The sequence below is a fragment of the Bradyrhizobium monzae genome (assembly GCF_021458635.1).
Taxonomy (GTDB): domain Bacteria; phylum Pseudomonadota; class Alphaproteobacteria; order Rhizobiales; family Xanthobacteraceae; genus Bradyrhizobium.
In genome coordinates this window covers 41132-60497 of sequence record NZ_JAIRDQ010000007.1, presented here as the reverse complement: position 1 = coordinate 60497, position 19366 = coordinate 41132, and the positions used below count along the sequence as shown (strand labels likewise).

Below are 19366 nucleotides of genomic sequence, written 5' to 3'. Positions count from 1 at the left end.
GATGAGTCAGGTTCACGGATGGGGATCGATCAATGAAGCGCCTCCGGTTCAAACCAAAGACCTCGCTGAAGGTACGGCTTGCTATAGAAGCCCGGCAGTTGAGCGACGAAGCCGAGACCTTCCCACCCGGGCACAAACGAGACAGTCTGCTTAGGAAGTCCCGACAGACCAAAGTTGCGTCCGACATAGTCGAGTGGCTCATATCACCATCGGGTAGGTGATCCTGCCGCTCGCCGCGGTGACCGCAAAGACTGGACGACAGAGGATGATCTCCGGATCAGGCCAGGCGAGCGTTGGCGGCCTTCCGGTGGGCCGTTTCAATCGATAACGCGGCCCACTCGGCACCGCGTCTAATTCGGCCCGACGACCCTTCCGTCATCGATTGAGGCTGCAGGGCGATCAGCTCTCGATTTGCTTCACCGTCGAGATCGGCCACCGACCCTCATGCCCCGCGATCGAGATGCGGAGCCCATGCTCATCATCGAGGAAGACGCCATCGATTGTGCCAGCCTTGCCGTCAGTCAAGACGACGGCCTTGCCGACTAACTCTTTCTCGGCCTCTTGCAATTCGCGCAGGATGTTCATGGCTCGTTTGTCGCCTGTGCTTGAGGCGTTCATGGTGCCAACTCCACACGGGCCGCCGATCGGGGCGTCAAACGCGGGCGATCTCAACCACCTCGCTGAGCTTGTTTTCGGCGTCGTAGATCTTGACCTGAAGCCGAGGGAATCGGTTCTTCATCTGTGTGCCAGCTTCCAGGGCGCTCGCTTTTGCCGCGAAGGTCGCCTTGACATGACCGTCGACGATTAAGGCATAACCGGTCCTCAGGGGAGCAATCGATGCCTTGGTGGTGCGGGCGAACGCTGCTGGCGCTGCCAGCCTGCGCTTCTCGCGCATGGGAAAAACTCCGCTTGTCGGGAATGGCTGATCAACTGCCCGCGGTCCCCAAGGTTCCTGTCACTAAATACGCGCCAACGCACAGACGGCGCGCTCCAGCGGTCCCCGAATGCAAACGGTCCGCCCGATGGCTGCCGGCGAGGCGAAGCGCTGCCCAGTGTCGCAAAGCGAACCGAGCGGAAATCGAGACTCGATTAGGCTGCCGGCGCTTGGCCATACATAGGAACGGCTATTGCCATATGAGACCTACGCACTCGTAGTTGACGCCATGGGGATCATCGTCATCGCGGTGTTGATCGTCGGACAGCGATCACATCGGCGCGCCCGAGGCCGATGGCCGTCCGGATAAACGCAAAAAGGGCCGCTATGGGGCGGCCCGTCGATTGATGTTGTAAGGTCCGTGTCAGGGAACCCTATGCAAGCTAATCGTGGCCGGCGAGTCCCCTCCCAGGGGAATGGACGGCTGCGAGGTCCGGTTGGGTTAGCCTCCAATGCCGGGCCTCGTTTCCTACGGCGCCTCAGTTGGCGGCCCCTGTCTTCAAGAGTCGGACATAGGTCCCGCTCTCGTGCAGCTCGAGCCGACGAAGGCCGCCCGAGTGCTTTTGGGGTCAAACAGGGAAGCGGACCCTTTTCCGCGGCATCCCGAGACGTATCAGCGTCGAGATCGTGATGCTAGATTTCCTGAATGGGAGGACGACATGTCCGATAGCGTCTACAAGGTCATTGAACTGGTCGGTACCAGCACCGACTCATGGGAGAAGGCGGCCGCCAATGCGGTCGAGCAAGCTGCAAAATCGCTCCGAGATCTTCGCGTTGCAGAGGTCGTCAAGCTCGATATGCAACTGGATGACAAGGGAAAAGTCGAAGCCTATCGCGCCAAGCTCAACGTATCGTTCAAGTTCGAGGGCTCCTGAGCCTCAGCACCTCGCCCCACTTGCGGGGCGAGGATGGCTCATTGGGAAAGGCGCGTTGCGCGGTCCGCCCAACCGGACGCTGTGGCCCACCTCGCGAGCTGGCCCTAGTCCGACAGGCACCGATATGCTTTGATGCGAGGGGGCGTATGGCGCGTGGTGGCCCCATGTACATGGTCATTCGCAAGTACACCAAGGTTCGTTCGGTAGCGGACGCCGCTCGTCGCGCCAAGAGCGGCGTCGGTGAGATCCTAAGGCAATCGCAGGGATTCAGATCTTACCATGTGCTGGATGCGGGTGACGGCGTTGGTATCGCCGTGATGATATTTGACGACCGCGAAAGCGCCAACGCAGCGAACGCCAAGATACTGGCGTTTGTTCAGGCAAGTCTACATGACCTCGATCTTGGAGTTCCCGAAGTCACCACCGGCGAGGTTTTAGTGAACATAGAGCCTAATGGGTCTTCGGGCATGAAGTAGCCGCAAACGTCATCAGATGCGTGGCTGGTGCCGGCCCTTTGCTCACGTAATCGACCTGATGTCCCCCTCGCGTTTGCATGATCGCGCCGTGGACATGCGCGCCCCGCCCGTCAGGAATATTCGACTGCGCGTGCTTTTCGAGGAGCAGCAACGACATGAAGCAACACACCTGCGAAGCATTTTCCACCACAGCGATCGGCTGGACACCGCTCACGCTTATGGGCATCGCGATGCCGCCCCGGGATCCCGATGAAGACGAGACGGACGAAGACGAGGATGAGGAAGATGATGCTGACGAACCAGCGGTCGTGCGCGAGCCGGACGAAGACTAGACTAGCCCGTGTCTGGCAGTCGGCGCTATAATATCTGCGATGGGTTGGGGTGCGAAAGACATAGCGCTTCTCAAAAAGCTCTGGTCCGCAGGACAGAGCGCGGCGCAGATTGCACGCCGTCTCGGGTGCAGTCGTAACGCCGTCTGCGGCATGCTAACCCGTCTGAGCCTCAAGCGCGGCCACAAGCCGCCCACAGCACGGCCCAAGATAAGGCCGCCCCCGAAGCTGAGGCCGACGTCGTCGGCAGCCTGGGCCCGTCCAGTCGCACAGAAGGCGTCGTTGAGTACAGCAGAGAGGCAGCAGCCCAAGGAATTCAGCAAGCAGGAGCTTTACGCCATTCTGACTGAGGCGGTCAGAAACACTGGCTAAGAGCTCACCACGAACGTCGTTGCGCTCCCGTCAGTGCCTGGCCCAGCTCGACGGGTTCGGCTGTCGTATACCTTCCCAGCCGTCTACTTCGGGTCACGAGCCGTAATACTCGGCAAGCAAAACACGTCGGCTCTGCTTCCGAAAACAGACCTCAGCGAGGACTGCTAGATTTGTCGCGATGGGTCCAGCAGCACGTTGCCGGAGCGGCAGCGCTCGGCGCAAAGCGGACGTTCCCCACCCGACGTGCGCACACTCTCTCTCGCAGCCCCAGGGAAGCCGTGAACGATGAACAAAGGTCGCCTCGTGTGGCGACCTTTTCGTAGCAGCAGTTTGTCGATCAACACTCCCTCCAAGACTTCTCCTCTTACGCGGGCAGAAGATCTCCGAAATGAGCTTCGAACACGTGGAACGCACCGTGCTAGCTGCGGGATTCGTTGCCCGCCGTTTCAGCGAGTCCGGTTTCAAAGTTTTGTATCGCCGCGGCGGCTAGGAGCTGTTGTTCGGCTGGGGGAAGCGCCGTCTGCTGATATTCACTTTCACCAGGCGCCGTTTCAACCTTGCCGAGAATGCCCAAGGTCGCAAACCCCCCATAGAGGAGTGCTTCGGGATCGTTGGTGAACAGCGCAGGTTCTGACTGCGTTGGCGCATACATGCCCTCTAGCAGCTTCGCGTCTGCATCAAACGTTAGTTTCCGGACACGCCGGTTCGAGGCCGATGATGCCCGGAAGTATTTGCTGTCGCAGGCCAGTTCGCGAGCCTCGCGTTAACCTTGTCTCTGATCTTCTCCCGTGACCGCGCCAGCGGGTCCATTTCTGCCGCCAAGGCGCCGTATTGCGCGTTCGCAATCGTTCTCCGATCTTCGGGACCTCATTTCCGGCAGGCTTTGAGCGAGGCTTCCCGTTCGGAGAGCGTGAAATCAAATGAGAGTGGCTCTCGTCCTTGTTGGCCTCGGTACGCTCGCGGTGATGGAGTTCAAGACACCGCCGCGCACGACAAAGCCTGTGCCCGAGCCGCCCGCTCAGGCGACCGTCGGGTTAGGCACCTCAAACGATACGCTGACGACAGCCGACCGGCTCGAAATCCCGCACATCCAATTCGAAGCGTCGCCGCCGCCGGTTTCCTCGAGCGAACCGATGCCTCCGCCGGACCAAACAGCGATTGCTGCACAAGAGCCATCGACGATCATCGAGGAACACAAGCGCAGCGATAACTCCGCGGTCATGCTGCCCAGGCCTCGGCCCAGGATGGGAACTTCTAAGGCAACTGCGAATGCCAACCGCGCCAAAACGGTCGTGGAGGTCAAGCCCTGCCGGCCAGGTGCCTTCGATGGCCTCCTCAAAGCATTGAACCTGACAACGGGATGCCAGACCTAGCCCAACGATTGCTCGCTATCGGCGAGATGGCCGCCGGCGACCCGCGGCTCCTCGCGCATGGGTTAGAGCAAACAGGCCGCGCCGACGAAATCCGGCCACCTCGCCCGGACGAACGAGGGTCCGTTGTCGCCGCGCGGGGCTGGCTGTCGGCGGAATCCATCACGCTCGTTCTTGGAGTGGCGTTCGGCCTAGCTTTTGTCGCAAGTTTTGTCTTGTTTCGCGACGCTCATTTGAACAGGAAACCGATCGACACGACGGTCGCCGAGGCGTTGGTCGAGCGTATTATCATAGCCGAGTCCAATGGTGACCCGAATGCAAGAAATAAGCGGTCGAGCGCGGCTGGCGCCGCCCAGTTTCTCGATGATACGTGGCTCGAAGCCGTCCGAAGGAATCGACGCGATCTGATCCAGGGCCGCAGCGACAAGGAGGTGTTGGACTTGCGGCGAGATGCCGAGCTTGCGCGAGAGATCACCGCACGGCTGGTCGAGGAATATGCCGCGATGCTGAACAAGCGCGGTCTGCCGATTACGCCCGGTTCTCTCTACCTTGCCCATTTCGCGGGACCGGCAGGCGCCGTGGCGCTATTGTCCGGTGCAGAAACTGTCGATGCTGCTTCCCTCATGGCCGCCGCTGACGTGACAGGTCGGACCACGCGCGAAAAGTTGGTCAACGCCAATCCGTTCCTCAAGGTGATGACGGTCGGCGATATCAAGAGCTGGGCCGATCGCAAGATGGCAGTAGGCAAATCGGCGGGGCGCTCGTGAAGCGAGACGTCCCCTGCGCTCGCGAATGCCGTGGACAAACCAACAACGCCACAGTAACTGGAATAAATTCCCGTCGTTTCACTCAATCCTCATCTCAGCTTGAAGAGATAGGTGCAGATTATCAGGTTTCGCCAATCGGACCACCATGTCCCCTAGCTCCAACACCAGTATCGCCAAGAGAGCTCGCACGAAGGCCGAGGCGGATTTTGCCACTTGGCTCATGATGGCCAAGCTCGGTGGTTTCGATGACCTTCCGTCAAACGCACAGATCTTTCTGACGAACTATCGAACCCGACTTGAGACGATGAGCGAGGCCGAGTCCACGGCCCTGGCCGTTCGCGAGGTCTACAGCGCCTATTACAGCGAGATGGGAGGCGTGGGCGCGGCGCCGGAACTAAAGGCTCGCACACCAACGACAGGGGACAAACGCGTGCGGTCCCAGAGAGGGCCTAAACCTCAGCCCGGTCTATCGGCTTCGCACCATTCGACGAGGCCAATGATCGGAAAATCGCTTACGGCACTGCTGATTTTCGCGAGCATGGTGGCACTGATTGTCGCATATAGATTTCTGACGCAGTAACATCGCCCGCGGATTGTGTGCGAGCAGCAATTTCGAGCAGTAACCACGTTCAGTTACGGACCGTGAGGAATTACGGCGTTTGCTCTTCAGGTTACTGTGGCGGAGAGGATTATGCCTATCGGACGGTACTTAGCCTGGGTCGGGACATCGCTTCTTGTGTTGCTGTTCGTGGCAAACTGGTTCCTTCCGCAATCTTTGGCAGAGCCAACCGGTGATGAGATCAACCGCCCCGTTATTCGGATAGCCTCATTGCAACAGCCGCCCGAACGAACCGTCATCGACACGAATCTGCCAACGATAGTGCCACCGCCAAGTCTCTCACCGACTCCAATCTTAGTAGAGGAAGCACGCCCAAGCGAGCCGGCATCCCCGCAATCCCGTGCGGTACCGGCTCCAAGTATTCCAAGTGGAGTTGATCAAGGTAAGCGGAAGATCGCTAAGCGCCATGGAGCAAAGATAGCGGCTAACCAGCCACCATTGGTGCTAACCCCGCCGGTCGCAAGTAATACAGCGCCAGTTGCGCCACTGACCAGATTGTCTTTCACGGACGTAGTGTCCGGCCAGCTTGTAAGAAGCCTTTTCAACCTGCGCTGATGTAGCGATTGATCACAGGATAACGATCGTTCGCATCCGTTCCCTTGAAGGTGGCGGTGCTCATGATATCAAGCGCTCTTCGAATCACAGGAGAGCGCAAGTGGCAAAGAAGACGAAGAACCGGCCAGCTCGTAAGCCATATACCGCACCAGACATCAAGGTGCTGAAGGCGTATTCGAAATCACGCACGCCGGTATCAAAGGTGTCGAAAGCAATGAAGAACGGTAGGCTCCTTGCGCCAGAAGGCATTGTCGCTCGGGATCGGTCTCGGACATCAGCGATAGCGACATCAAGGGTTACAGGGTGGTGACAGGTTGAGCTTGCGCAAAAGTGGGTCTAGCCCCTCGTAGCGGCAGCTTCTCACCTCGGCAACAACGTGATCCGGTTTGGCGCGCCCGGCGAGCGCTTATTTGCCTGTTTTGTGCGGCTAGGTTTTACCGCCTTGGCCTTCAGATCATGGGGATCATGCCAGTGCCGAGGAATGAATTCTGGCTGCGCTGGCCTAGTTGCTTCGCGTGCTGGTGCCTGAACCTCGAGTTGGGGCTCGGCTGGACGCGTGTCAACGACCTCTACCCTATCGGTGTTTGCTAGCGTTTCTTCGGGTCGGCCTATCTGAAGCCGATCGGACTTATTTGTCGCTACTGTAGGAAAAACAAGCTCTGGCAGAGGCGGCGGACTCGGCCTCTTTGCGAACGCCGCAATACCGGCGAGCCCCACCAGGCAAACCACTCCAAGTGCGACAGTCCTAATCACGTTGCCGCCCGATCCAGAGGAGGTCAACGAGCCTCGTGGGCGAATGAGCCCGGAGTAAGGCGGCGTTGATTGCTTGGTTAATGAGCTAAATGCTCATTGTCCGAATCCATTTGAGACCGACTTTGCCGAGGGAGCCGCGGTGTTGTGTTGAGAGTTAGCCTTATGAAGACTGACGCGCGCGCTTGCGCGTTTGATCCGATGCGGGACGATGAAAGATCAAACGCGGCCTCCGGCCAGGAAACGTCCTGAAACCGGTCCGCGGAGGCGATAGTAGGTCTCGGGCTGTCGACGACGCGGCGGCATGGATCAGGCAGCAGATCGAGCAGGCGCCATCGTATGCAGAGGGACCGCCTTGGTCGCTCGGTGCGCTTGGGCAGGCGTCGTGACAAATCGGAGCGTACTGCAGCGGATCCGCAATACTGGTCGCGGTGACCAGCACGCGGCGATAGGTGCGAGGATCTGCATCGCCAACGCGATCACAACGATCGGAAGAACCCTATGCAGAGTCCGGCCCATTATCTGGAGGTCCGCCCACCATCTGCATGCCAAACTACCATTCGCCCAAAGTAACTGGAGTGACTTCCGCGGAGATTTCGCAGGTGTCGTAGCCGCGCTGGCGGACGCAGCGCCAAGCATCGTCATACGTTACTTCAGTCATCGAACATCGGGCGGTAAGGAACGCGCGGTCGCTGTACTGATCCTGCGGGCTGTAGCTGATGAAGCCCGGCGACTCTTTCGGCACGTCCGGTATCTTCCAGTCCTGTATCCCTCGATAGAAGCCGACTTCTATTGGCAGGCCTTTGGCGGCGCCCGCATCGGAAATGATCAGATTGGTCGTGTGCCCGAGAATGCCTTTCATGCGGAATAGCGCGCCGCCTTCCGCTCGAAGGGTTTGAACCCAAACGTCGGGCACGACCATGAGCGAGGTAAAGTTGGCGTCCATCGGTGTGCGACTACTCTGCGAGCGATGATCCGCTGCACGTTCTTGCTCTCATACTAGAGACAAATAGTGCTCCGTTGTGTCGGTGATTTCCCTCGCTACGATTTTGTACGCTGGTCTAACCAGTCGCGCCATCAGCACCGAGGTACTAGATATTGATTCTCTCATTTTTTGGGCACATCGGAGGGAATTAGTTTCACTAAGTCATTGAAATGGTGGGCGCACAAGGGATCGAACCTTGGACCTCTCCCGTGTGAACCACAACATATAGGCCCTAGCCGACCTGAGTCAGCCATAGTAAAAATCAGATAAGCCACTGAGAGACAGTAGCTTTAGTCACAGTTGACCACAATAGGCCATACCTAACAAACTACATTTTGTATGCCCCCGCTGTGCCCCCGCGTCATCTTCCCCTAGGGCACACAAACGGGGAGGATCTATGCCCCTCTGTTCACAAAGGGCCGTCCTTCCATGCTGGTGTGCCCGAGGCGGAAAAAGCGAAGGAAAGTCAATGATCACTTTCTCTTCGCTTGGATGATCCGGGCAGCTACGGGGCACACGTCGACAGGGAGTGCAGGCATCATGCCGGAGCGAACCAACGAGCTGACACTCACCGATGCGGTGATCCGCAACGCAACGCTGCCGCCGGGTAAGGCTCAGCATTATCTCCACGACGACAAGCTGCCGGGTCTCGCCTTGCGCATGCGCGCCACCGGCGGCCGGACCTGGGTCTACCTCTTCACCAAGCCAGGGGTGAGGGGGACCCAGCGCAAGACCCTCGGCGCTTGGCCCAAATATAATGAGAAGGCCGCGCGAAAGGCAGCCACCATCGCCGCAGGCGAGGTCGTCAAGGGGTTCGACCCGAACGACGCGAAGCGCGAGGCGAGGCGGCAACAGGCAGCCGAGAAACAGCGGACCACGCTCGCCACGCTCATTGTTGAAGATGGTCCTTACCAGACGTCCTTGACCGAACGTCAAGTCGTCAACTGGAAGCCAGCACTGTCGGCGCTGCGGCGCGGGCTAAGGGATCATGCCGAGGGCGGGGTGGGGGACCTTACGCGACGGCAGATCATGGCCGCGGTGGACAAGATTGCCAAGACCGGCAAGCGGGGTGCAGCCAAGGACTTGCGCAAGCACGTGCATACCTTCCTCGAATGGTGCGTCGGCGAGGGCTATCTCGAGCACAACGTGCTCGCGGGCTATCGCGCGCCCAAGGAAACCCGCGCGCAAAGGGTCGGACGACGAACGAAGGGCCGCGCGCTGACCGACGAGGAAATCATCAAGGTCTGGGATGCATCCGGCAAGCTGGGTGCTTTCGGTCTCCTGGTACGCATGTGCCTGCTCGGGGGCCCGCGCCGCAGCGAGCCTACGATGATCGAGTGGCGAAAGCACATCATGGATGACCGCATCACCTTCGATGCGGCGTGGACCAAGATGGGGCTGCACCACGATGTGCCGCGCACTCACCTGGTTGACGAGGTGCTCACGGCTGCGAAACATTTCGAGCGGGCAACCTCCGACTATGTCTTCCCGTCACCAAAGACCGGCGGCCAGATGTCCGGGTTCACCAAGATGGTCAATCGCCTGGTCAAGGAAGCGACCGTCGCTAAGTTCACCATGCATGACTTAAGGCGCAGCTTGCGCACCATCATGTCGCGTTGTGGCTACGACAACGAAATCCAGCGGCTGTGTGTTGGGCAAAAGCCAAACGGAATTGATCAGGTCTACAATCACGACGAACAGTGGATCATCCGCAAGATGGCGTTCGAAGCGGCCCACGACTACATTGCCGAATTGGTCGGCGCGAAACGGGTCGGCAAAATCGTGCGCCTTCAGCGGACGAATCCGCTTGACCCGATCAAGGCCGAGCTCCTCGGCCGTCTCCGTGAGCATTATGCGGCTGAGGCGTCTTAGAAATTTTGCCACACCTGGTCAGGTATTCACGCACCGCATCAACACGATAGAGCGGCCGGCCATCGACGTAGCGCCATTTCAACGGGTGGTTCGGATCGCGCCGCCACTGCTCCAGCGCTCCGGGTGTGCGGCGGATGACCGCGGCCGCCTCTATTGCGGTCAGATTAGAGCTACCCGGCAGCGTATCGATATCGAATGTCGCCGGTGGCGGCATGCCACGGTTCTTACGACGGCGCTTCGTGGCAGACGGCATTTTCTGACTGCTCGGCGACCCTAAGGCCTCGATCGGAGTCTTTTCGTGCTTGCCGCTCATTCCTCGGTTCCGAACCACGGTCGGTCTGAGGCGATAAGATCGTAGGCTGCTCCAGCAAGAAAGAAATCGAGTGCGCAGATATGGCTGCTGGGTTGCTGCGGCGTAGAAAAAGGAAGGGCCGTTTCGATTTGATCTGGACTATGCCCGGCGCCGTTCTTGCCCGTCCGCTGATTCAAATCGGTTCCTTTAACCACTCCGAACGTCGGATCGCCTTTGGAAAGCCACTCCTGGCGGTTTACAATATCGACCGTTTGTCTAGTGTGGCTTGTCTTAAAGGGTGTTTTTCAAACCGGAACTTGGTTTGAAAATGTGCTATAATGTCAAATATGGCTGGACAAAATGAGCGATTCTTGAACCGTCTCGAAAGAGAGCTTCCCGAGGGAGTTCTTGTCGATGCTGCATGGTTCAGAACCCGCGGCTATTCCCGGCAATTGCTCAGTCATTATGTGAGTGCGGGCTGGCTTAAGCAGCCGACGCGTGGAGTCTACTGCCGGCCTCGTGGTGCTCTTTCCTGGCAACAAGTGGTCATCTCACTCCAGGCAATACTCTCTTATCCCTTGCTTGTCGGCGGACGTACGGCGCTCGAAGGACAAGGATACGCCCATTATCTGGTTCAGAACATCAGACAGGTTCATCTCTACGGCCCCAAACGACCGCCGCAGTGGCTGAACAAGCTTAGTCTCGATGTTCAATTTCTCTACCACAACGATCGCAAGCTCTTTCGCCACGGTTTACCGCTCGAACCTCTTACGAATCTCGGCCAGGCCAAAAACGAACCCGCAAGCGGCCCCAATGAAAACTGGATAGTCCAACAATGGGGCCAGTGGGATTGGCCACTTGCAGTATCGACGCCGGAGCGAGCCATTCTCGAACTACTCGACGAGCTCCCAAATCACGAGAGCTTCCATCAGGCCGATATGCTGATGCAGAGCCTTGTCAATCTCAGCCCGCGACGTTTGCAGACATTGCTTACCGAATGCCGGAGCGTGAAGGTCAAGCGGCTATTCTTCTTCTTTGCGGATCGCCATCAACATGCCTGGCTCAAGCGGCTCGACCGGAAGGCCTTTGATCTCGGGGAAGGCAAGCGCATGCTGATTAAAGGCGGCAAGCTCGACAAGACTTATCGTATCACCGTGCCCGAGGATCTTGATAGCATTCGCTGAAAGCTATCGCCGGCAGGTAGCTCTGCTCCTCCGCGTTTTGCCGATCGTCGCGGAAGAAAAATGCTTTGCGCTCAAGGGTGGTACGGCGATCAATCTCTTCCTGCGCAATATGCCGCGCCTGTCGGTTGACATCGATCTCACCTATCTTCCGATACAGCCTTACCTGGAATCACTTGCTGCAATCGACGCCGCGATGGGTCGCATCGCTGAGCGCGCGAAGAATACCATCGAAGGCTCGACCATTGCAGAAGGCCAAAAAGGCTCACGAACGCATCTATTGGTTCGCGCTGACGGCGCGACAACCAAGATCGACGTGACTCCGGTTTTGCGCGGTAGCATCCACAATCCCGAAACCAAAAGCGTGACCGAAAGGTTGAGGAAACGTTCGGCTTCGCCGAAATGCCGGTTCTTTCGTTCGCTGATCTCTACGCCGGCAAAATAGTCGCAGCACTCGACCGCCAGCATCCGCGTGACTTCTTCGACACACGCGACCTTTACGAAAATGAAGGGGTGGATGATGCCTTGCGCCGGGCGTTCATTGTTTACCTCGAATGCCATACACGACCGGTGCATGAAGTGCTAACGGCGCGCCGTAAAGATATGACCTTCGACTTTAACCGTGGTTTCGTCGGCATGACCGATGAAGCGGTGACGCTCAAGGAGCTCATTCAGGAACGGGAAGTCCTGATCACCGACGTCGTTGGCAGCATGCCCGACCCGCACAAGCAGTTTCTCTTGTCCTTCGAGCGTGGTGAGCCCGACTGGAAGCTGATCGAACTCCCGAGCGCGGCTGGCCTGCCTGCTATTAAATGGCGACAGGAAAACCTTAACAAGCTGACGAAGGAGCGCCGCGCCGAACTTGTGGCAGCCCTGGAGAAGGTGCTTTCCACCTAAGGCTTGTTCGATGGTTGATGCCATTTGTGGATTGATTTCATTGCGCTTCGCTCCGACAGCTCCGCAGCTGCACCCTATCTGCTTTGGTCCGCCATTTCTTCCGTCACTCTAGAGCCACTTAAACAACCATTGATCGCTCTAGGCGTGTCTCCACGTGTCCCAGTCGCGACGAAGCTCCGCGACCATATCCGAACCCCGAGGTTAAGCTTCCCCGCAAAACGCGACGCTCAAGGGTCTCAGTCCTCAATCGACCTCTTCGCTGCAGAGCGACGAGGGGCCCCCTCAGAGCGCTAGAAAACTGCATCTAATCGCAGCAAACCGCAGGAATAGTGCACTCGATTCAAATAATAATCTACCTGTGTTGGCTGGCTAAGCGTTGACGCAGAGACTGCTGCTCTCGTTTGATGTCATCGAGAGCGTTGCATGCCCAATCACGAGCCTGGAACCGACTGCGGCCGGATCGCGCTGCTTTGCTCGATCCCGCTTGCCTTGATCTAAGACAAGACACCTCCTGTCTTCACGCTGCAGGAAACGCTTGGCGCTGGACCCTGCAGAAGAACCTCAAGCGCACAGGCAGATCGTCTGGGAAAGCAAAAGTTGTTCGTTGCGATGAAGAGATACTATTTTGATATCCGCGACGGCAGTCAATTCATCCGTGACGATGAAGGTGTAGAGCTGCCGGACATCGAGTCTGCGCGACAGGAGGCCACTGCTGCGCTCTCGGAGATATTGCGAGAATGCGGCAGAGGCGGGCCACAGCATCGCATGGCAGTTGAAGTTCGCGATGATCGGGGCCCAGTATTGGAGACAATAGTTAACTTCGTGATCGAACAGCGCCTCGGTTGGGATCGAAATGCAATTCCGGAGGCCGATTTATAGCCGGAGATGAATCGGAACAGGCATATTTCGGCTGCGGAAGAATTTTTTGCCAGATTTACCATAGAAAAACCTTCGCATCGCGCACTTGGTGGAATCCATGCTTGTCCCCAATCGTCCACTCAGGGCTTCTACTTCTGCTTGGTAAACTCTGCTATAATCATTCCCACGAAAATCCGCCGCCGTTCACAGACGTTCGCTGTCATTCGCAATCTGTGCTGTGAAACTCCGAAATCTGCCGCAGGCAGGCGAACGGACTCGCGCTCGTGGAGAGGTCATGGCAAGCTTGTTCTTCTCGTATTCCCATGCTGACGAGGTCTTGCGCGATCAGCTCGAGAAGCAGCTTTCCGTTCTCAAACGTCAAGGAGTTATCGAAGTATGGCATGACCGACGCATCGGCGCCGGCCAGGACTTCGCCGCAGAAATCGATCGACATATCGAGACCGACGATATCATCCTGCTCCTCGTCAGCTCGGATTTCCTTGCTTCCGACTATTGTTACGAAAGCGAAATGAAGCGGGCGATGGATCGGCACGACGCCGGAGAGGCCATCGTCATTCCCGTCATCCTTCGCGCTTGCGATTGGCGCGGCGCGCCGTTCGGGAAGCTGAACGCCACGCCACCCGACGGCAAGCCGATTACACAGTATCCCGACCGAGACCATGCCCTGCTTGAGGTCGCGAAGGCCGTTCGCGCAGCCGCAAATCGCGTTGAACCCCGACATTCGGCCCCCGAGCCGGTGCCGCTGCACGCGAGTTCGCAGGCGAGAAGGGCATCCACCCCCCGGTCCAGCAACCTACGGCTTGCAAAGGAGTTCACCGACCGCGACCGGGATCGGTTCAAGCACGAGAGTTTCGATTATATAGCGAAGTTTTTCGAGAATTCGCTTGAGGAGCTGGAACGTCGCAACCCGGGCATCGAAACGGGCTTCCGCCGCGTCGATGCAAACCGATTCACTGCCGCTGTCTACAAGAACGGCCGAGCGATCTCCCGCTGCACCGTTTTCATTGGTGGTCTCGGCGCAGACGGCATCGCTTATCTCGCAAGCGAAAGCACGGAAAGCAACGCGATGAACGAATCGCTATCCATTCGAAGCGACGAACACGATCTCTATCTCAAAAGCCTCGGAATGCAGCGGAGCACTGAAAGCCATCTGTCGCAAGAGGGAGCGGCCGAATACTACTGGTCCATGTTAATTGAACGATTGCAGGGAAAATGAGATGCTCTCACCAGATGAATTCAGCGTGGGGCATATTGCCTCCGCCAGAGGGCTAACCCTCGTTTTGCCTGTCGATCAATACGATCACTTAATTCTGGTCACGATGGTCGACACCGAGCCAACGGCGATCCTGTTGGATGACCGCGACCAATTCGAGGCCTTTGGTTGTCAGGCGAACACCAACTACAAGGGAATTCTCATCCCGGATGTCCGGATCGAAGTCGATGAAACGCGCGTTTTTGACGCGGCAGGGCGCTGGGCTGTGCCCGGTATGATCGTCCGCCGCGATGACTCGCTTTTCATTTGCGCGCGAGCGAACCGTCAGCCTGGTAGCAATCGGCTTGTCGCGCTTCAAAGAGGGCTTGTTGCCTGCGAACCGAGTTTGGCGATTGGGTTCAGTCGGTGGCAGATCGTAGTCGGAGACGGGCACAATAAGCGAACGCTGAAATTCATTGATCTCGAGTCGAGGCCGAACTGAAATCATTGCCCTAGGTGGGGATCATTGACCGAAGGTGCTCTCCGTGCGCCCGCTCGGCTGCCTCGAGACATTCGGCGATAATGAATGCTACCCGTCCTGTCGGGATTGATCGTTGGCCTTGCCGCGTCGTGTTCGACTGAGCATCCCAGAGGCAAATTGATCCCGCACCGTTTCCGGTGCTGGGATCCATCGAGATATGCTGTCTGAGCTGGATCAAGCGCATTCTGCGATTGCAGAATCAGTGAGATCAAGCTGCTTCCACAGCTTTCTTGATAGAATCGAAGTTGAACGAGAGTGCCCAACTCGCGCCGTTGTTCAGCAGTGCTTTTGGACTGTCGAACGCCTTCTCGAGTTTTACGCCAATCAACTTCTTCTTGAGATCGGCGCCCGTTTGGACCTCCCAATTGATCCAATCACTCTTTGCAGCACTCTTGCCCACGATACACAAAACGTGCGTGGCCTTTGAAATGAGGGGCTTGATCTTTGATTTGATATAGGTGGCGTTTGTACTATTGATGGCTTCCTTCAGCGAACCGTTATATAGCTCAAAATCGAACTCCCGGCTCTTATCCCAAGCCAACAATAGATTCTTATAGTGAGAATCGTTATCGTAGTCGAAGCTAATAAATACAACCTTCTTTGGCATCATCATCTCCACTAGAGCCCATCACTAACTGATCAAGCCGATCGCAAGATCCTCTGTCAGAAATCAGACTTTACCAATCTCTTGCTTGTTTTCAATCAAAGGTTGGTATGGCTGACGAGTGCTGATCAGAATGCTTTTGCGAACTCAATGGGCGGAAGGCTAAGATGGACGTCCCGATGGCAGGTAAGGATCGCCGCCGATACAAATACGACTTCTTTTTGAGTCGTCGAGGGGCGGTCGCAGAAATTGCGCGTGAAGTATCCGATGTTCTGACCGAGCATGGATATCGTGTCGTCGTTCAAGACTACGATTTCCGGCTCGGTGACAGCGTAATCGAAAGGATGCATGAGAGCGTCAGGGATGCACGCGACCTTATAGTTCTATTCTCGAGCGACTACGAGCGCTCGCCCTATTGCCGGAAGGAATTTACAAGTTTCGAGGCACAGCGGCTGAGCGAGCCAGGGGAACGAAGTATTGTGGTGCTTCGTTGCGATGACGCCCCGATGAAAGGGCTTCTCGCTGACGTTGCCTATCAGGATCTTGTGGGGATCGAGGACCGCGACGAGCGTAAGCGCCGCATTATTGCCGCCGCCGAACGCCAATCTCAGTCAGCACCACCTCCTCCACGTCCATTTATTGCGCTTCCTCCACGCGTTCCAAGTTTCACTGGCCGTGACGACGAGCTTGATCGTCTCGACGCGATTTTGATCCATGGTAAGCCCGCGGTTGTCACGCAAAGTATTGGTCGGGTTGCGCTGCAGGGTATGGGTGGTGTCGGAAAAACATCGCTTGCCGTTGAGTATGCGTATCGCTACCGAGAACTCTATGCTGGCGTTTGCTGGTGTCCTGCCGAGACGCGGGCAGATCTGTTGGCAGCGCTTGCAAGTCTAGCGGTCACGCTAGGACTCGCGGAGGCAGAGGCAGCCGATACGGAAAAGGCGGCAAAAGCCGCGCTCCAGCGGCTTGCCGAGCACCGCGCGAATTGGCTGCTGGTTTACGACAACGTGGCGAGCCCGAACGAAATTGTGGGACTGTTGCCGTCTGCCGGCGCCCGCGTCCTGATCACGTCGCGATTCTCGGACTGGACCGGCCACGCTGATGAAGTGGCGCTGACGGTCCTGTCCCCTGACGAAGCCGTAACTTTCCTTCAGAGCCGCGCAGCCCGTGAAGATGCGGCTGGTGCGCGATTACTTGCGGAGGCGCTGGGGTATCTTCCACTGGCTCTTGACCACGCCGGAGCCTATTGCAAACGTACGCAAATGGGCTTTGCCGAATATGCGTCGAGCGCCTGGACACTTATAGCCAGTGCGCCGCGAGACGTCATGTATCCACGCAGCGTCGCTGTTACATTCGACTTGGCCATTGGTGAGGCGGAGGATCGCTGCAGCGCCGCCGGACAGGTTATGGCGTTCCTAGGCTATTGCGCGCCAGTGCGCATTCCAATCTACTTCCTTCAAGCGTTTGACAAGCGAGACGAAGCGATCGCGGTCCTAGCCGAGCTGTCGCTCGTCAAACATGAGCCGTTCGACGATGGCGTCCAGGCGGTGACCGTGCATCGGTTGGTTCAGGCAATCGCGCGTCGCAGGGCGGAAGCCAAGGACATTGCGCGGGCCACGATGGAGCGCGTCGAGGAGGGACTATCAATGGCTCCCCCACCAAGCCCACAAAGGAGTGGCCTTGGAATACTCCGGCAACTCATCCCTCAACTGCGACCGCTCGTCCATCGACAGCACCTCTGGCGCTATCAACTCGAGCATTGGGCCTTGGAATTCAGTTACTTAGCCAGCAGGTGTGATCAAGCTGCCGACAAGCTGGCCGCCACTGGACTTGCCGACAAATCGGAAAAGGCGCGCGAACGAGCTACAAAGCTGCGCGAACACGCGCGCCGTTTGGAGGCAATTAGGCGGGCTCGCCGGCAGTAGAGCTTAGCTCAATTTCCTTTGAATGGACCCGAAGCTTTCTCGATGGGTTCATTTCGGCTCGAAGCCGGCCGCTGACAATCTCGCTTGCAGTTTTGTCTGCCACTTAGGGTCTTCAAAGGTGTCAAAGACGACGCCGTCCAGATCGGAGGGGCGTTCGAAATTCGGGAAAACAGCGTCCGGATGTTTATAGACGACGAAGACGTTCTCCCAGCCCAGTCTTCCATAAAAGAAGCCAAGCTCCAAAAGTACATTTTGTCGTGCCCGAAATTGAAGTGCCCGGTCGCCAACGCCCGATGTATCATACTGGCGACGCGACGCTCCGTAGTCGTCTGCGCCGAGGAGAACGATCGCAAATCGCGCGCGGCCCGCAACCGTCATGAACTTCTGGAATAAGGACTGAGGCGATTCGTCTCGCCTGGACAAAACAATCGCTTCCACGCTGACCGAACGGAGAAAGTCTTCCAATAGTGTCAGCGGCCCTAAATCGTGCCCGTGTACGACAAACACGGCTTTAGGGGAGCCTTGTGGCGGCTGCACTTCCGCCGAAGAGCGCACGTCACCTGCAAGCTTCGCTGCAATGACCGGCGCCTCAGCCTTACTCACAACAGGCGATGGCGTTGGACTTGCGCGCAGATACCTTTCAGCAGCCTCCGCGATCTCGGTGGCGGCCTTGATTGTATCCTCTTTGCTTGGTCGTCCGACGAACCGTAGCCACTGCCGTGATGCCAGGGCGGGGGGCAAAGGCAAAGGCTCGTGCAGAATAACGGGAATGATCAATCGACCGGGTACGCTCGCGGCAATCTCGACCTCCCGTCGAACCCAATCGGAGCGCAACGAGCGCGGCGACAGAAAGAATAAAAAACCAATTGCGGCCGTGAGCGCCTCTGAGATCGAGGCGTTCCATTCTTCGCCCGGCTTAAGATCAGCGATATCCATCCACAACTGAATTGGCAAGGAACGGAAATCAAGTTCCTCTCTGACCGCATCCACGAGCGGGCGTGCGAGCGCTAGATCCTCCCTGGCGTATGCGACGAACAGATAAGGCTTGATAGGCATGCGAATTCACTCCGCTTGCTCTGATACGTTTCGGTTCAACGAAGCTCAACTCCACGCGTCTCGGGTCTCACTCATTGCATGGCAGCTTTTTTCCGCGCTCCGGTCATCGGCAAGCTTCCAGGCGCCGGACCCCGATAGTTCTACCAGAGAGCGTCGCGCCCCTCCACCGCCATGCGGATGTCTCCCTTGGAGTCGTCCCAGCCGTGGCGCTCTTCACATCTCGCCTCGCATGTTGACCCCACCGGCACTTGGCTTACAATTGCCGGGTGCGCCGGGGTGGCGGGGTTCAAATGGTTGAGGTGACGCGATGTCCACATCAGAACCCGGCAGACCTCCGAGAACGGTCGCGCTTTTCAGCGGCCATATGATCGACGCGCCTGATCGAAAGACACCACGGTTTCCTTCAAACAAAGAGCCCTTCGCAGCCGCGGCAATCGCTACCGCCCTTTCGGAGGTTGGTGTTCAGCGAGGGGACCTTGCGATCTGTGGGGGCGCTTGCGGAGGCGATCTGATATTTGCCGAGGCCTGCCTCGCGCGAGGCATGCGGCTTGAACTTTATATTCCGTTCGAGGAGACAACCTTTCTTGCGAACTCAGTGGATTTCGCTGAAGGCAATTGGCACGAGCGGTATCTCGCGGTTAAATCGAGAGCACAACTCCACATCATGCCGGATGAGCTGGGCCCATTGCCGGCAGATGAGAATGCTTACGAGCGCAACAATCAATGGATGCTCAAGCAAGCGAGCCGGTTCGGTAATGAAAAGATTGCCTTCATCTGTCTATGGAATGGAGAGGGGGGCGACGGACCGGGCGGCGCGCATCACCTCATGGAGGAGGCGCAGCGCAAAACTTCGCGGATTTATTGGCTGGATACGAGGACACTCTGGGGGTAGAGG

The 19366-nt window shown here is 57.7% G+C and carries 21 protein-coding genes and 2 pseudogenes; 16 read left to right on the top strand and 7 right to left on the bottom strand.

Going from position 1 to position 19366, the window contains the following annotated elements; genetic code table 11:
• Nucleotides 1-399: 399 nt before the first annotated feature.
• Both K3F49_RS24630 and K3F49_RS24625 read right to left on the bottom strand, forming a co-directional pair.
• On the bottom strand, nucleotides 400-585 hold the full coding sequence (locus tag K3F49_RS24630) for a PRC-barrel domain containing protein (protein WP_234683537.1): 186 nt from the start codon (nucleotides 583-585) through the stop codon (nucleotides 400-402).
• 67 nt (nucleotides 586-652) lie between these two features.
• Nucleotides 653-895, bottom strand: coding sequence for a hypothetical protein (locus K3F49_RS24625; protein WP_234683536.1), 243 nt, complete (start codon nucleotides 893-895; stop codon nucleotides 653-655).
• A gap of 698 nt (nucleotides 896-1593) precedes the next feature.
• Here K3F49_RS24625 and K3F49_RS24620 point away from each other — a divergent pair.
• The 4 genes from K3F49_RS24620 (at nucleotide 1594) to K3F49_RS24605 (ending at nucleotide 2986) form a co-directional block, all read left to right on the top strand.
• Nucleotides 1594-1809, top strand: coding sequence for a dodecin family protein (locus tag K3F49_RS24620; RefSeq protein WP_234683535.1), 216 nt, complete (start codon nucleotides 1594-1596; stop codon nucleotides 1807-1809).
• A gap of 164 nt (nucleotides 1810-1973) precedes the next feature.
• Nucleotides 1974-2285: a hypothetical protein gene (locus K3F49_RS24615; protein WP_234683534.1), complete on the top strand. Its 312-nt coding sequence runs from the start codon at nucleotides 1974-1976 to the stop codon at nucleotides 2283-2285.
• A gap of 155 nt (nucleotides 2286-2440) precedes the next feature.
• On the top strand, nucleotides 2441-2617 hold the full coding sequence (locus K3F49_RS24610; protein WP_234683533.1) for a hypothetical protein: 177 nt from the start codon (nucleotides 2441-2443) through the stop codon (nucleotides 2615-2617).
• A gap of 39 nt (nucleotides 2618-2656) precedes the next feature.
• Nucleotides 2657-2986, top strand: coding sequence for a GcrA family cell cycle regulator (locus K3F49_RS24605; protein WP_234683532.1), 330 nt, complete (start codon nucleotides 2657-2659; stop codon nucleotides 2984-2986).
• 418 nt (nucleotides 2987-3404) lie between these two features.
• On the opposite strand, the gene K3F49_RS24600 is transcribed toward K3F49_RS24605, so the two are convergent.
• On the bottom strand, nucleotides 3405-3638 hold the full coding sequence (locus tag K3F49_RS24600) for a hypothetical protein (protein WP_234683531.1): 234 nt from the start codon (nucleotides 3636-3638) through the stop codon (nucleotides 3405-3407).
• 268 nt (nucleotides 3639-3906) lie between these two features.
• Between K3F49_RS24600 and K3F49_RS24595 the strand changes: the two genes are divergently transcribed.
• The 4 genes and pseudogenes from K3F49_RS24595 (at nucleotide 3907) to K3F49_RS39450 (ending at nucleotide 6581) form a co-directional block, all read left to right on the top strand.
• Nucleotides 3907-4359, top strand: coding sequence for a hypothetical protein (locus tag K3F49_RS24595; protein ID WP_234683530.1), 453 nt, complete (start codon nucleotides 3907-3909; stop codon nucleotides 4357-4359).
• Nucleotides 4347-5123: a lysozyme family protein gene (locus K3F49_RS24590; RefSeq protein ID WP_234683529.1), complete on the top strand. Its 777-nt coding sequence runs from the start codon at nucleotides 4347-4349 to the stop codon at nucleotides 5121-5123. Before K3F49_RS24595 ends, K3F49_RS24590 begins: the two co-directional genes overlap by 13 nt.
• Nucleotides 5124-5268: 145 nt before the next feature.
• Complete coding sequence (locus tag K3F49_RS24585; protein WP_234683528.1) at nucleotides 5269-5703, top strand: hypothetical protein; 435 nt, start codon at nucleotides 5269-5271, stop codon at nucleotides 5701-5703.
• Nucleotides 5704-6397: 694 nt separating this feature from the next.
• Nucleotides 6398-6581 (top strand): annotated as a pseudogene (locus K3F49_RS39450) (hypothetical protein).
• Nucleotides 6582-7600: 1019 nt separating this feature from the next.
• Here the strand turns inward: K3F49_RS39450 and K3F49_RS24575 are convergent.
• Nucleotides 7601-7993, bottom strand: coding sequence for a hypothetical protein (locus tag K3F49_RS24575; RefSeq protein WP_234683527.1), 393 nt, complete (start codon nucleotides 7991-7993; stop codon nucleotides 7601-7603).
• Nucleotides 7994-8572: 579 nt separating this feature from the next.
• Between K3F49_RS24575 and K3F49_RS24570 the strand changes: the two genes are divergently transcribed.
• Nucleotides 8573-9904: a tyrosine-type recombinase/integrase gene (locus K3F49_RS24570; protein ID WP_234683526.1), complete on the top strand. Its 1332-nt coding sequence runs from the start codon at nucleotides 8573-8575 to the stop codon at nucleotides 9902-9904.
• On the opposite strand, the gene K3F49_RS24565 is transcribed toward K3F49_RS24570, so the two are convergent.
• A complete protein-coding gene (locus tag K3F49_RS24565; protein WP_234683525.1) occupies nucleotides 9849-10217 on the bottom strand; it encodes a hypothetical protein in 369 nt (122 codons plus the stop codon). The genes K3F49_RS24570 and K3F49_RS24565 overlap by 56 nt on opposite strands.
• A gap of 326 nt (nucleotides 10218-10543) precedes the next feature.
• On the opposite strand from K3F49_RS24565, the gene K3F49_RS24560 reads away from it, so the two are divergent.
• The 5 genes and pseudogenes from K3F49_RS24560 (at nucleotide 10544) to K3F49_RS24540 (ending at nucleotide 14847) form a co-directional block, all read left to right on the top strand.
• Complete coding sequence (locus K3F49_RS24560) at nucleotides 10544-11380, top strand: type IV toxin-antitoxin system AbiEi family antitoxin (RefSeq protein ID WP_234683524.1); 837 nt, start codon at nucleotides 10544-10546, stop codon at nucleotides 11378-11380.
• A pseudogene (locus K3F49_RS39670) lies at nucleotides 11364-12274 on the top strand (nucleotidyl transferase AbiEii/AbiGii toxin family protein). Before K3F49_RS24560 ends, K3F49_RS39670 begins: the two are co-directional and overlap by 17 nt.
• A 597-nt stretch (nucleotides 12275-12871) precedes the next feature.
• Nucleotides 12872-13153: a DUF6894 family protein gene (locus K3F49_RS24550; RefSeq protein ID WP_234683523.1), complete on the top strand. Its 282-nt coding sequence runs from the start codon at nucleotides 12872-12874 to the stop codon at nucleotides 13151-13153.
• Nucleotides 13154-13427: 274 nt separating this feature from the next.
• Nucleotides 13428-14369, top strand: coding sequence for a toll/interleukin-1 receptor domain-containing protein (locus K3F49_RS24545; protein WP_234683522.1), 942 nt, complete (start codon nucleotides 13428-13430; stop codon nucleotides 14367-14369).
• A gap of 1 nt (nucleotide 14370) precedes the next feature.
• Nucleotides 14371-14847: a hypothetical protein gene (locus K3F49_RS24540; RefSeq protein ID WP_234683521.1), complete on the top strand. Its 477-nt coding sequence runs from the start codon at nucleotides 14371-14373 to the stop codon at nucleotides 14845-14847.
• 247 nt (nucleotides 14848-15094) lie between these two features.
• Here the strand turns inward: K3F49_RS24540 and K3F49_RS24535 are convergent, their stop codons facing one another.
• Complete coding sequence (locus K3F49_RS24535; protein WP_234683520.1) at nucleotides 15095-15493, bottom strand: TIR domain-containing protein; 399 nt, start codon at nucleotides 15491-15493, stop codon at nucleotides 15095-15097.
• Between the two features lie 164 nt (nucleotides 15494-15657).
• Here K3F49_RS24535 and K3F49_RS24530 point away from each other — a divergent pair, with 164 nt between their 5' ends.
• A complete protein-coding gene (locus K3F49_RS24530) occupies nucleotides 15658-17415 on the top strand; it encodes a tetratricopeptide repeat protein (RefSeq protein WP_234683519.1) in 1758 nt (585 codons plus the stop codon).
• Nucleotides 17416-17463: 48 nt separating this feature from the next.
• On the opposite strand, the gene K3F49_RS24525 is transcribed toward K3F49_RS24530, so the two are convergent.
• Entirely contained in the window at nucleotides 17464-18471 is a 1008-nt protein-coding gene (locus K3F49_RS24525) for a TIR domain-containing protein (RefSeq protein ID WP_234683518.1), read from the bottom strand.
• 307 nt (nucleotides 18472-18778) lie between these two features.
• Here K3F49_RS24525 and K3F49_RS24520 point away from each other — a divergent pair, with 307 nt between their 5' ends.
• Nucleotides 18779-19363 carry a hypothetical protein gene (locus K3F49_RS24520; protein WP_234683517.1) on the top strand — a complete coding sequence of 195 codons (585 nt, stop codon included), beginning with the start codon at nucleotides 18779-18781 and terminating at the stop codon, nucleotides 19361-19363.
• Nucleotides 19364-19366: the final 3 nt, after the last annotated feature.